The organism is Paenibacillus woosongensis, assembly GCF_009725165.1.
Lineage (GTDB): Bacteria > Bacillota > Bacilli > Paenibacillales > Paenibacillaceae > Fontibacillus > Fontibacillus woosongensis.
In genome coordinates, this window is sequence record NZ_WNZW01000004.1 from 195809 (window position 1) to 208979 (window position 13171).

The 13171-nt window shown below is 48.4% G+C and carries 11 protein-coding genes, 1 tRNA gene and 1 other annotated feature; of the genes, 11 read left to right on the top strand and 1 reads right to left on the bottom strand.

The genetic code is table 11. The features are described from left to right. Nucleotides 1-52: 52 nt before the first annotated feature. The 9 genes from GNP95_RS26205 (at nt 53) to GNP95_RS13990 (ending at nt 8014) form a co-directional block, all read left to right on the top strand. Nucleotides 53-772: a hypothetical protein gene (locus GNP95_RS26205; RefSeq protein ID WP_230873806.1), complete on the top strand. Its 720-nt coding sequence runs from the start codon at nt 53-55 to the stop codon at nt 770-772. A 195-nt stretch (nt 773-967) separates the two neighbouring features. Further along, entirely contained in the window at nt 968-1645 is a 678-nt protein-coding gene (locus GNP95_RS13955; protein ID WP_330163434.1) for a TetR/AcrR family transcriptional regulator, read from the top strand. Nucleotides 1646-1681: 36 nt separating this feature from the next. After that, nucleotides 1682-2692, top strand: coding sequence for an ABC transporter permease (locus GNP95_RS13960; protein WP_155611477.1), 1011 nt, complete (start codon nt 1682-1684; stop codon nt 2690-2692). Beyond that, nucleotides 2685-3551, top strand: a complete 867-nt coding sequence (locus tag GNP95_RS13965) for an ABC transporter permease (RefSeq protein ID WP_155611478.1) — start codon at nt 2685-2687, stop codon at nt 3549-3551. The genes GNP95_RS13960 and GNP95_RS13965 overlap by 8 nt, the downstream gene beginning before the upstream one ends. Before the next feature lie 28 nt (nt 3552-3579). After that, on the top strand, nt 3580-5193 hold the full coding sequence (locus GNP95_RS13970) for an ABC transporter substrate-binding protein (protein WP_155611479.1): 1614 nt from the start codon (nt 3580-3582) through the stop codon (nt 5191-5193). A gap of 73 nt (nt 5194-5266) precedes the next feature. Then, a complete protein-coding gene (locus tag GNP95_RS13975) occupies nt 5267-6256 on the top strand; it encodes an ABC transporter ATP-binding protein (protein ID WP_155611480.1) in 990 nt (329 codons plus the stop codon). Beyond that, on the top strand, nt 6240-7208 hold the full coding sequence (locus GNP95_RS13980; RefSeq protein WP_155611481.1) for an ABC transporter ATP-binding protein: 969 nt from the start codon (nt 6240-6242) through the stop codon (nt 7206-7208). The genes GNP95_RS13975 and GNP95_RS13980 overlap by 17 nt, the downstream gene beginning before the upstream one ends. Nucleotides 7209-7231: 23 nt before the next feature. Next, nucleotides 7232-7651: an OsmC family protein gene (locus GNP95_RS13985; RefSeq protein ID WP_155611482.1), complete on the top strand. Its 420-nt coding sequence runs from the start codon at nt 7232-7234 to the stop codon at nt 7649-7651. A 289-nt stretch (nt 7652-7940) separates the two neighbouring features. After that, nucleotides 7941-8014, top strand: a tRNA-Arg gene (locus tag GNP95_RS13990). A gap of 267 nt (nt 8015-8281) precedes the next feature. Here the strand turns inward: GNP95_RS13990 and GNP95_RS13995 are convergent. Then, a complete protein-coding gene (locus tag GNP95_RS13995; RefSeq protein WP_155611483.1) occupies nt 8282-10162 on the bottom strand; it encodes an arginine--tRNA ligase in 1881 nt (626 codons plus the stop codon). A 50-nt stretch (nt 10163-10212) separates the two neighbouring features. Continuing rightward, nucleotides 10213-10431: a binding site (T-box leader), on the bottom strand. Nucleotides 10432-10625: 194 nt separating this feature from the next. On the opposite strand from GNP95_RS13995, the gene GNP95_RS14000 reads away from it, so the two are divergent. After that, nucleotides 10626-11663 (top strand): LacI family DNA-binding transcriptional regulator, encoded by a 1038-nt coding sequence (locus GNP95_RS14000; RefSeq protein WP_155611484.1) that lies wholly within the window; start codon nt 10626-10628, stop codon nt 11661-11663. A 135-nt stretch (nt 11664-11798) separates the two neighbouring features. Continuing rightward, a complete protein-coding gene (locus GNP95_RS14005) occupies nt 11799-13130 on the top strand; it encodes an ABC transporter substrate-binding protein (protein WP_230873807.1) in 1332 nt (443 codons plus the stop codon). Nucleotides 13131-13171 lie beyond the last annotated feature (41 nt).

The window sequence follows — 13171 nt, forward strand, 5'->3', positions numbered from 1 at the left end:
CTTTCACATTGTACACAATGGTAACTATGGCAAGCTTAGAGGAGGGGTGACGATGGGTAAGCGTTACTATGTGTCCATACCGGGACGCTCGGTTCTGGAAGAGCAGGGCGCCACAGCTTATGAATGGACGATTGAAGCGTCTTCTGAAGAGGCAATCAATTTGAGATATATGCTGGAGCGGATTGGAGAGAAGGAGGATAGCTCCTTTGTGGCCTACACGTATCCTTGGCCGGATACGCCGGAAGATGTCGTAAACAGCGGGTACCAGAGTCAGATTGACAAGGTATATCGGGAAATCTACCGGTTGGGCACGGAAGAGACCAGGCGCGAGCTGGCCCGGATCGGTTATGGGAACGGGGTTGAAGACAAACACCAACTACAGAATAACGAGGTGCGAAGGAATATGTATTATATCAAGGAAGCCAAATTTCGCCGGTTGGCTGAACATGATGGCCGGGAATGCGCGGAAATACAAGTATGGCCCGGTGCGGCCGGTGATCCGGAGCTGTTTGTGTACGTAGCCCGCTCCCAGAACGGGAACGAGGAATATGAGATCATCCGGATGATTCGCAGTGATGCCGATTTTGAGATCGACTGGTATGATAACAGTCTTCATGAGGCTTATGCCGAGATCGCTGAAGAGAACTTTGGCGATACTGGCTGGCCTGAGCCTGCAAAGCAGCGTGCTGATTTCAAGGAGCAATTGCTCGCTTACGGCGACATCGCCGACAAGCTCAGGGAAAAATTGAGTGGTGAAAACGGCCAGCAATAGTCACATTAAATGTGCTTTATCGGCAGCTTTAGAGCAACCTTATCGGTTGCTTTTTTTTTGGGCAGGATAGGGGAGCCCTAAACCGTTTTTCTCATGTTCAAGCCAATCTTCACTCCAAGAAGTGCTTTGCAGCAATCATCATCGGCAGCCGCGTGAGATTTAACCATTGACAAATACCGACTAAACCTATAAGATATGAAAAAAACTGACTCACCAGTCAATCTGGAAGGAATGATTTTCATCGCAAGCGTAAATCCGTCTAGACTACGTGATACGAGAAAATCTCAATTGATGGATATAGCAGTTGAGAGATTTGCAAAATACGGCTATCAGAACACGAAAATTTCAGACATTGTCAATGATGCTGGAGTTGCGCAGGGCACGTTCTATTGGTATTTCAAGAGTAAAGAGGCCATAGCTCTGGAAATCATCGAATCGGGCAGAGAAGCGCTGCTGGCCGTGATTCAGAGAGGCTATCGGACGGAAGGCGGCTCTGTGCAGGAAATGGTTCAGGGGTCTGGACGCCTGCTCGCGGATATTTTTAGATTCGCTCAGGAGCATCGTTATTTCATGGAGCTGCTGCTTACGAGCAACGGTGAAGAGGAAGCCATTCGAAATGCTTTCCGTGAAACGCGCATTGAAATGGAGAAGTCCTTCAGGCGCAATATCGAGCGTGCCATTGAGCTGGGAATGCTGCCGGAATCATCGGACATACATATACGGGCAGCGCTGCTGATGAGTCTGATTGAGGGCATTGTTGCAAGGTGGCTGTTTGGTCCTAATCCAGTAGATTCTAATCTGGCTGAACTTACGGTGGAGGAATTGGCAGCAGAGGCCGTTCATTTCGAATTTTTCGGATTGCTTGGGATATGACAGCTTCAGACAGCAAGAGAAGGGGTATGATGTGAGTTGCTAAAGTACGCGCTTAGACGTATAGCCATGATGATCCCAAGTATTATAGGTATCGTTATGATCACGTTCATCTTGACGAGAATTTTACCAGGGGACCCGGCATTAATGATTACAGGGGAACAGGCGCTTCCGGAAGTTGTAGAAAAGGTTCGGCAAGAGTACGGTTTCGACCAGCCGCTGTATATCCAATTTTGGGATTATATCAAGCAATTGCTCCGGGGAGATTTAGGGTTTGCCTGGCATACGGGACACTCGGTAGCATCCGATTTTGTCTCCCGCTTTCCGGCTACTTTGGAGCTTACACTTGCAAGCATGTTTATAGCTTTAGTAGTAGCCATTCCTCTCGGTATTGCGGCTGCTTCCAGACAAAATTCTATTTTTGATCATATCTCCAGGGTGCTCTCCTTTATCGGATCATCTGTTCCTATATTCTGGCTTGGATTGCTGCTGATTGCGTTATTCTATGCCAAGCTTGGATGGCTGCCTGCTCCCATTGGACGTATTAGCGGCGGCATTAACCCGCCGACTCATATTACGGGCCTGTATGTGCTGGATAGCTTGCTAAGCTGGGACATGATTGCTCTGAGGAGCTCTCTGCATCATTTGATTCTGCCGTCGCTCTGCCTGAGCATGGGTACGATGGCCATCGTGACCAAAATGATCAGGGCGAGCATGCTTGAGGTGATCAGCCAGGATTTCATGAGAACGGCCAAAGCGAAGGGATTATCGAACAGGTCCGTGATTTATAGACATGGTCTTGTTAATTCATTAATCCCTTCTCTGACGGTAATTGGCCTGCAATTTGGCGCACTGCTGGGCGGAGCCGTGATTACGGAGACGATCTTTGTATGGCCGGGAATCGGGAATTATGTAACGGAATCGATTCTTTCGGCAGACTACGCTCCCATTCAGGCCATGACGCTTATAAGTGCCATATTGTATGGATTCATTAATCTTATTGTGGAATTATTGTATGGGGTTCTTGATCCCCGGGTGAGATATGAGTAAATCAATTAGACGATCATGGACAAGCTTCATAGGAAAATTTACGTCAAAAAAGTTGTTATTCATCGGCTTAACCCTAGTAATTATATGGATTATATTGGCATTATTAGCCCCCTGGATTGCCCCTTATGGCCCAAATGAAATCAGGACAGAGGACAAGCTGCAATCTCCTAATATGGCTCATTGGTTCGGTACGGATAATTTCGGCAGGGATATTTTCAGCCGGATTTTGTATGGAGCTAGAGTCACGATTTGGACAGGGATGGTGGCGATAGGCATAGCCTGTGTGATCGGGATTCCGCTTGGCGCCATCGCGGGTTATTTTGGAGGGAGAATCGGCAATCTCATTATGAGATTCATGGACATCTTGCTCGCGTTTCCATCGCTGATATTGGCTATGGCGCTTGCAGCCTCGATTGGTCCGGGCTTAATTGGCGCGCTGCTGGCGGTCGGCATCGTGGCTATACCGGAATTTGCGCGATTAATGTACGGCCAGACCGTAGTGATTAAAGAGAAGGAATTTATTGAAGCAAGCAGAGCGTTGGGGGTTCGGCATTCCTCGATTATTTTTCAGCATATTCTACCGAATGCATTGGCTCCGCTCGTTGTGCAGATTACGCTTGGCTTGGGATCGGCCGTTCTCATTACCTCTAGCCTCAGCTTTCTCGGTTTGGGGGTTAAGCCTCCGACAGCAGAATGGGGAGCTATGATCTCGTATGGCCGTGATTATATTATTTCGGGCGAATGGTGGATGACGGTGTTTCCGGGAGCAGCCATTGCAACAACTACTTTTGGATTCATTTTACTTGGAGATGGATTACGCGATGTTCTTGATCCGCATGGCCAATCCTCCAGAAAATAAATAACAACATAGATTAGGAGTGGAAGACATGAATAAAAGCAAATTATTTATTCTCATTTCAGCTTTACTGGTTTTGGTGCTAGTATCCGGATGCGCGCAAAGCTCCAATCCAAAGGGAGCTGCCGGCAATAACACAGGGACCGGTGCAGAGAAATCCTCCGGGGCTGATTCCTCGGCAGGCCAAACCATTACGATCGCTTATTCGCAGGGTGCTGGCCAAACGATGGATCCGCATGATGCAGCGGACCTGACTTCGGCTTCATATGCATTTGCTCTGTATGACCAGCTTGTAACGAGTGCAACGGAAACCGTCGATGGCAAAACCGTGGGACGTACCGATCAAGTTGTTCCTTCGCTAGCTGAATCCTGGAAAATTTCCGATGATTTGACGACATATACTTTCACCCTCCGCGACGGAGCCAATTTCCAAAGCGGCAATCCCGTAAATGCAGATGCAGTCCTGTATTCGTTTGAGCGGCTAAAAACCAAAGGTGAGGGCGGAAGCCTGTATACGCTGGCAAATATTCAATCCGTTACTAAAATCGACGACAAAACGGTAGAATTCAAGCTTGGGGCTCCTAACCACCTGTTCTTGAAATATCTAGCAACCTTTACGTTCTCGATCGTCGATCCATCTGTGGCTGAGGGCCAAGCGGATGATTATTTGACTCAGCATTCCGCAGGCTCCGGTGCGTTTAAGCTAGAAAAATGGGATCCGGCTACTGAAGCCGTATTCGTAGCTAATAAAGACTACTGGAACGGCGCTCCAAAGGTCGACAAAGTAATCGTTAAATATGTAGCAGAGGCTTCCAACCGTGAAATGTTCCTTGAAAAAGGCGAGGTTGACGTAGCGCTGGATATCCCGGCAAAGGACGTTGAAAGCCTGTCGAAGAAAGACAACATCACGATCAGCTCGGAATCTTCCAACCGGATTGTGTATCTTGGCATGAATTCGAACTTCGAGCCATTCGACCAGTTGAAGGTAAGACAAGCTCTAAACTACGTGATTGATCAGAGCAAGCTGATTCAGGACGTTGCCTTCGGACAGGCATCTCCGCTAAAGAGCTCGATTTCCAGCAAATCCCCGGATTTCACTTCCGAGGGAAATGAGTATGAATACAATCTGGACAAAGCCAAGGAATTGATTAAAGAAGCAGGCTATGAGAATGGATTTACCTTTGACCTGACCGTCAGCTCCGCTACGCAAGACTATGAGGACATTGCTGTCCTGCTTAAATCGGAGCTTGAGCAAATTGGAGTAACCTTGAATATTAACAAAGTATCTCCAGCACAATACCGCGAGCTGATCAACAATAAAAAAGCAGCAGCTTTTCTGGGCAAATACACCTCGCTGGTCAATGATCCATCCTATCATTATGGATTCCTGCTCGATAGCAAAGGTGCTTCCAACTACACCGGCTACAACAGCAAGGTCGTCGATGATCTGTTGGCGCAGGCCAATGTCGAGGCGGATGATGCGAAGCGCTCGGAACTGTATAAGCAAGTACAAAAACAGGTTACGGCGGATTCTCCATGGGCCTACCTGTATGAGAGCAATTTGATTGTTGGAATCAGCAAGGACGTAAATGGGTACATCTTCTACCCGGATGAGATTATTCGTTTCAGCTCATTGCACAAATAAGAAGAAGGACCCCCGGGCCGAAGGGCATAAGGGGGTCTTGCCCACTTAATTCATCATGGGAGGCCGCTATGTTATGACAAAGCTCTTGGAAATCGATCAGCTGTCTATCGAGTTCGCCAGTGGTTCAGGTACGGTACGGGTAGTAAACGGTGTCCGCTTGGAGCTGGAGGCCGGAGAAACGCTTGGCATTGTCGGGGAGTCCGGCAGTGGGAAAAGTGTGACCTCGTTATCCATTATGCGACTGCTTCCCAAGGGTCTGGCCAAGGTGGCTGAAGGCGATATCCGCCTTCATGGACGAAGTCTGCTGGACATGTCTGAAGCCGAAATGCAGAAGGTGCGGGGCAATCAGATTGCCACGATCTTTCAGGAGCCGATGACTGCCTTGAACCCGGTCTTCAAGATTGGCCGGCAAGTTAGAGAATCGATACGGCAGCACTCGAGGAAGAGTAAAAGAGAGGCCCACAAAGAAGCGATTGTTCTGCTTGGTGAAGTCGGCATATCCGCACCGGAGCAAATTATGGAGGCATATCCGCACCAGTTGTCCGGCGGCATGCGGCAGCGCGTGATGATCGCGATGGCCATGGCCTCCAACCCGGATATTCTGATCGCGGATGAGCCTACAACAGCTTTGGACGTCACGATTCAGGCACAAATTCTCGAGCTGATGAAGAAGCTTCAGCAGGAGCGGGGAGCCGCAATTATTTTTATCACTCATGATCTCGGAGTGGTGGCTGAAATGTGCGATCGGGTAGCGGTGATGTATGCCGGCCAAATCGTGGAGCAGGGGGATGTCCGGACACTATTCAAGGAGCCCAAGCATCCTTATACCATCGGCCTCTTAAATTCAATGCCTCAATTTTCAGGAGAGAAGAAGCGTCTGGAGGCTATATCCGGACAGGTTCCTCATCCTTCGGAGTATTTGCCGGGCTGCCGCTTTGCCGAGCGCTGTCCTTCCAAGATGGATGTGTGTGAGAGCATAGAGCCGGCGCTTTACGATTTTGGCAATCAGCATAGATGCAAATGCCATCTCTATAGGGGGGATATGGATGCTGCCCATTCTTGAGATCAAGGATTTAAAGAAGCATTATCCCGTAAAAACGGGTCTGCTCGGCCGAGTCACCGGCGCCGCCAAATCGCTAGACGGAGTCTCCTTTGCAATTCAAAAAGGGGAAACGTTCGCGATCGTAGGCGAATCGGGCTCAGGGAAAACGACGCTGGGCAAAACCGTGCTCAGATTAATTGAGCCTACATCTGGAAGCATACTGTTCGAAGGGACGGATATCACGGAGCTGGGAACGGAACCGATGAGAAGGCTCAAAACGGATATGCAAATGGTATTCCAGGACCCGTTCGGCTCCCTGGATCCGAAGTGGACGGTTCGTCGTATTTTGGAGGAGCCGCTGCGTACCCATTATAAATTACCGAAGGAAGAGCTTGTAAAGAAAGTGAATGACATTCTCGAAGTTGTAGGGTTAACCGCTAAGCATGCCTCAAGATACCCGCATGAATTGTCGGGGGGGCAGCGGCAGAGAGTAGGAATCGCCCGGGCGCTGATTCTTGAGCCGAAATTCATCGTTTTTGATGAGCCAGTATCGGCGCTGGATGTATCCATTCAAGCTCAGGTTCTGACCTTGCTGGAGGAGCTCCAGAGCCGCTTGTCGTTAACTTATCTGTTCATTTCCCATGACTTGTCGGTTGTACGCTACATTAGCGATCATGTCGGGGTCATGTATTTGGGAAAAATGATGGAGATGGGGCCTTCGGAGGAGCTGTTCACAAATCCGCTTCATCCCTATACAAGGGCGCTGATATCAGCTATTCCCGAGCCGGATGTGGACAAAAGAAGAGAGCGAATTGTTCTGTCCGGAGAGGTGCCGAGTCCGCGCAAACCGCCTTCAGGCTGCGTATTTCATACGCGCTGCCCTCATGCTATGCCGCAATGCAGCAGCGTTCAGCCAGAATGGCTTAAAGTATCCGAAAATCGTTATACAGCTTGTCATCTATATCATAAATAGAACAAAGAGAGTAGGTAAACAACATGCAAGTAACGACAACATGGCAGGGTAAAAGATTTTTCCAAGCAGCAGGTCCTTCTGGTTACACCGTGAATATGGACGCCACTCCGCAATGGGGGGGAGAAGGCAATGGAGCTTCCCCCGTTGAGGTACTGCTAGCCAGCTTGGCGGGTTGCATTGGCATCGATGTAACGATGATTCTGGAGAACTTCCTGTCTTCCATTAATAAAATTGAGATTGTAACGAACGGAGTCCGCAAGGAAGAGCCTCCAAAGGGATTTGCATCGATCGAGCTGATCTTCAAAGTAGACGGCGATATTCCCGATTACCGGATTTGGAAGGCTATTGAACTCGGAACGATGAAGTATTGTTCCGTATCGGATTCGCTGAATGCGGTCATTACACACAGACTCATTCTGAATGGCGTAGAGGTGTTTAAGTAAGAGATGATGGATCTGGAGTTGAGCCGGCCTTGGTGATGAAATAGAGCTGTAGGCCGGATCAGTATACGGAACTTGAGCCAAGGCTGGCGCGAGAGCCGGAACCAGATACGAAGCTTATGCCGAGCCAGAGAGATACCCATGGTCAGGGCACTAAAAAATTGCCGAGACGGTGGGTATCTTCTGGACTTTTGATTGTTGATTAAAACTGCTTCGAAACAATAGATATATCCGCTAAAGGTCTTGAAAAAAAGACTCAATGCGGTATAATAATACTGTTGCGTTAAAATGTGTCCCAGTAGCTCAGCTGGATAGAGCAACGGCCTTCTAAGCCGTCGGTCAGGGGTTCGAATCCCTTCTGGGACGTAGCCAAAACTCTCCTTTGGAGAGTTTTTTTCGTTTCCCAGGGGATGAGAACCCCTTGTGGGGTTCGTCGTAGTGAGACCGCCATGCGGAGCGGCAGGACGAACGAAGTCTCGCGCCTGGAGCGCGAGTATCCCTTCTGGGACGTAGCCAAAACTCTCCTTTGGAGAGTTTTTTTCGTTTCCCAGGGGATGAGAACCCCTTGTGGGGTTCGTCGTAGTGAGCCCGCTGAGCGTAGCGGCAGGTCGAGCGGAGTCTCGCGCCAATAATCTACATACGGCTAGGCGCAGGCAAACCAAGCACCTGCAGTGCATCTCCTAACGTCTCCTGGGCTTTGGCAGTCAACCATATGCGAAATGGCTGCAATGCGCTCTCCGCTTTTAGGACAGGGCAGGACGTATAGAAGTTATTGAACAGGGCTGCCAGCTGGTAGGCATAGCTGCATATCGTATTTGGTGTCAATTCCTTACTGGCATTGTGCAGGGTATCGAACCAGCTGCTGATATGCCTCAGCAAAGCCCTTTCGGCTGGTTCCAGCGAAATGATCTTGACCGGAATACGGTTCGGCTGAAGATTCCGTTCCTGCGCTTTCCTTAAGACATTATTGGCACGGGCATAAGCGTATAACAAATACACGCCCGTATTGCCTGAAATTTCAGTAGCCTGCTCTAAGTCGAACACCACTTCGGTCTGAAGGCTGAAGCGCAGTAAATAATAGCGTATAGCTGCAGCTGCAATTTCTCTGCTGGATAGGCCGCTTTGCTCCGTGCGTTTGTTCTCGATCACGCCCTCCATAATATCCAGTAACTCAGTAACTTTGATGCCAATTCCCTGGCGTCCGGACATGGCATACGAGCTCTTGCCATCGGATATGTCGATTCCTAATTCTGCGGCCGACGAGGGACTCAGGGAGACGACCCCGTAGCTGACATGATAGAGATTCTCCGCTTCTTTCGCATAACCCAGTGCCTGAAGCGCCTGCTTCACCATGGCCTGAGGATATTCCTGACGGTAGTCAATGACATTAATAACCGAATCGGCATGGCCGAAACTTTTTTCGGCGATCCCATAAGAGCGGGTTATCCATAAATCACCGGAAAATTTCTGATACGCAAAATCTTTATCCAACAGCCCGTATTTCCACAAATGGTAGGCAATATCTTTGGCTGTATACGTTAAAATGCCATTGGAACGCACCAGAACTTTGTCTGCGGCATGATCGGTCGCTGCCTTCTGCATGCTGACCTGAACCTGGTCTTCAGCGCTTTGCTTCAAAACCCAACACCCAGCCAGCTTGCCTTCGGTTTCTTGGTAAAACAGCGATGTCTTCTGCAACCGCTGAAACGCTGAATGCCAAAACCCTTCCCTTACAATACTGCTCTCCCAGACGAGCAAATCGTATTGGATCCCGAATGCGCTCATATCCTCAAGATGCTCACGAACGATCCGTTCCGCCGCAAGCATGCCTACCCACGATATGTTGGAGTTGCCGCATTCCAGGTCATGAAGCACTTCGATTCGCTTCTCGGCCAGTTCAGGATGAATGGCATATGCTTTATTGGTCATTGCGTACAGATCCCAGCAATAATCTCCGAAACGCCCGTGTTCTCCCGATAAAGGAATGTGCAGCAGTCCAACCACGGTGTCCGCTAATTGATTGCCTAAATCATCGATATAATTATGAACTTCGACATCATAGCCGACTCTTCTGAGCAGTCTTACTAACGTATCGCCAATACATGAATTTCTTAGATGGCCGATATGAGCTGACTTATTCGGATTGATGGAGGTATGTTCGATGACTATTTTTTCAGCAGAGCACTTCGGTAGCTCGAATTCTTGCTGCATCCATGCTTCCCAGTTGATATATAGATTTATAAATCCCGGAGGAACAATCTCGATTCGGCTCAATAAATTTTGCATATTCCCCTGCTGGAGGAGCTCTGCCTTAATCAGCTCTGCGATTTGCAGAGGTGGTTGTCTAAGCGCCTTTGCCAATTGCATCGCAATATTGCTGGAGTAGTCGCCATGCTCAAGGCTTGCGGGTTGTTCAATTTTGACAATGGGCTCTTTAGCGTCTACAACGTCTAGATCTTCACACAGACTCTGAACAGCATTGGTTATGTGCCCCCTTATCCAATGACTTAACATGCAATCCCTCCAATAAATTTTGTTGTAAAAAATAAAAAAGCCCACGTCTCATAAGAGACGAGGACTGATCGTACTCGCGGTACCACTCTTGTTGTTAAACATAAATGTCTAACCACTCATAACATAACGGTGTCTGCCGGACCTTCCTACTTTACTGTTCAGAAGACCATCTCATGGATCCGTTTCATTATTGACTCCGGCCGGCTCCCACTATCCCGGCTCGCTTGGACGTGGAGGACAATAATTACTCTTCCAATCATGGATGTACATATTAAGTTTGAACTATTATAACCAATTTACCCATGAATATCCACCTATTTTAAAAGCATATTTATCTGAGTGAAAATAATATTTAGTTAAAACGGCAAGAAAACGCTTGCAGAACAAAAACGGATATGGTATAAAAAATATAAATCTAAACGTTTAGATTTTGTGAACAGTGATTATATCGAGGAGGTGGAGTATGTCTAACATTAGCATCAAAGATATAGCAGCCAGGGCGAATGTGTCTACGGCTACCGTCTCCTACGTCCTCAATGGCACGCGGAATGTCCGTCCCAAAACGCGTGAACGGGTTTTGGCGGTGATCGAAGAGCTCAATTATAAGCCAAATGATATTGCTAAAAGCCTCAAACGCAGACGTACCGATACAATTGGCGTCATTGCCGAAGACGTTACCGTATTTAACACGCCAGAAATTATTGACGGCATTAACGATTATGGCGACCGCCATGATCTGCATATTTTGCTGACCAACCTGCGTCTGGATAAACGGATCGGCCGCGATTTCGACAACGTCGACAAGTACAAAAAATATGCTACAAGCGCCGTATCCGAACTGCTCAGCAAGCAGGTGGACGGGATCATTTATGTAGGCGTACATACCCGGGACTTGAGTGGCTTGATCGATACGGAGGGCAAACCGATTGTTTACACGTATGGGTATACCCAGAATGATATCGCTATTCAATATAACGATGAACAGGCATCCTATGAAGCAATGTCCTATTTAGTTCAGAAAGGACACCGGCGAATCGCTATAATCAGCGGCTTGATGGATTCGATTCCTTCCCGCCTGCGTTTGAATGGATATTACAAGGCGGTAACAGAGTTCGAACTTCCCTTCGACCCGCTGTATATTAAAATGGGAGATTGGGAACGGGAGTCCGGCTACCGATTAACGAAGGAATTGCTGGCTTTGCCGGAGCCGCCGACAGCGATTCTATCTATGAATGATGTTATGGTTGTCGGGGTTTTGGAAGCGGCAAACGAAGCAGGAGTAAAGGTGCCGGCGGACCTGTCTGTGATCGGGTTCGATAATCGTGAGTTCAGCGATTATTTAACTCCCCGCATTACAACCATGGATATTCCATTGCATGAAATGGGATACCAAGCGATGGAGGTTCTCCATAACCTCATGCAAGGAAAGAAAAACGAGCCTGTGAATATGCCGGTCTGCCGGTTGATTGAACGTGATTCTGTAGCTGCCCCGAAGAAATGAAAGAATTTTTCGAGACAGCTCCTCTTTTCCAATAAAATCTAAACGTTTAAATTTTTGACCGAATGGTGACAACTTGCCGAAGGAGGCAAGCTCACATATACATGTACCACACATTAGGGAGGGGTCAATGTGAAAATGAGCAAGAGTACAAGCAAGGATAACAGCAGGAACAAAAGATGGTTTATGCTAACTCTGGTAGCTGCGTTGTGTCTCAGTTTGCTGTCCGCTTGCGGCGGCAAAAGTGAAAGCGGTGCCAATTCGCCTGGGACAGCAGCTAATGGAGGCAATAAAGGAACTGAAGGAAATGAAGTGACGCTTCGTTTTATGACTTGGGATTCCGGACAGACGCTTCAGCCTTACCAGAATGCAATTAACGCTTTTATGGAGAAAAATCCTGGCATTAAAGTCAAAGTCGAATCCGTACCAGACAACTATGATCAGAAGCTGTTGACATCTCTTGCGTCAGATACCGCTCCTGATGTGTTCATGGCCTGGAACTATCCTCTGTACGTACCGGGGGGTGCGCTTGAAGATATGCAGGCCTGGGTAGATAAGGACAACTATGATCTCGGCAAATATTACCCGATCTTAATGGATTACATGAAATATGACGGCAAACTGTGGGGGCTCCCGACAACGTATTCTACGCGTGCCATTTACTACAACAAAAAGCTGTTTGATGAAGCAGGCGTACCCTATCCGCAAGACGGATGGAAATGGGATGAATTCGTCGATACCGTCCAGAAGCTGACCAAGCCCGGACAATACGGATTCATTATGACGCCGGATGATGTGATGACGATGCAGCCATATGTCTGGAGCAACGGCGGGGACATGGTGAGCGAGGACGGGAAAACGGTGGAAGGCGTCTTGAACAGTGCAGAGAACGTGGAGACGATGACCTTCCTGAAACAACTGTACGACGCCTCCTCCAAAATCAACTCCGCAGGCAAGTTCAGTACGAATAACGGTTTGGAATCGTTCCAGACAGGGCAAATCGCCATGTTCGACAACGGGATGTGGCCGCTTGGAGATATTCTGAAGGAAGGTAAGCTGGATATCGGAACTGTGACGCATCCTCTGCCGGAGGGCGGCAGTCTGAAAGGCATTATCCATACGTCCGGCTACTCGATGCCGAAGTCCGGCAAGAACAAAGAGGCGGCATGGGAATTGATCAAGTTCATGTCGGGTGAAGAAGGCATCAAAATCATCACTGCGAATAAGTTCGCATTCTCGCCAGTTATATCCGTGGACGAAGAAAATGGTTACGCCGCGGATCCATATCTAGAAGCCTTCGCGAAAGAATTAGAGGGCAGTGACAAGCTGATCGCGAGCATGCGGAACGAAAAATGGAGCGAGGCCGAGGATATGATTCGCGCCGGGGTACAGGCGATCTTCTATAACAATGCCGACATTCAGAGCACTTTGAATGATGCGGCCAAGCAGGCTCAAGCGGTTTTGAAATAAGGGTTCAAGTACGGATTCACAGTAATGGAAGGATGGGAGGC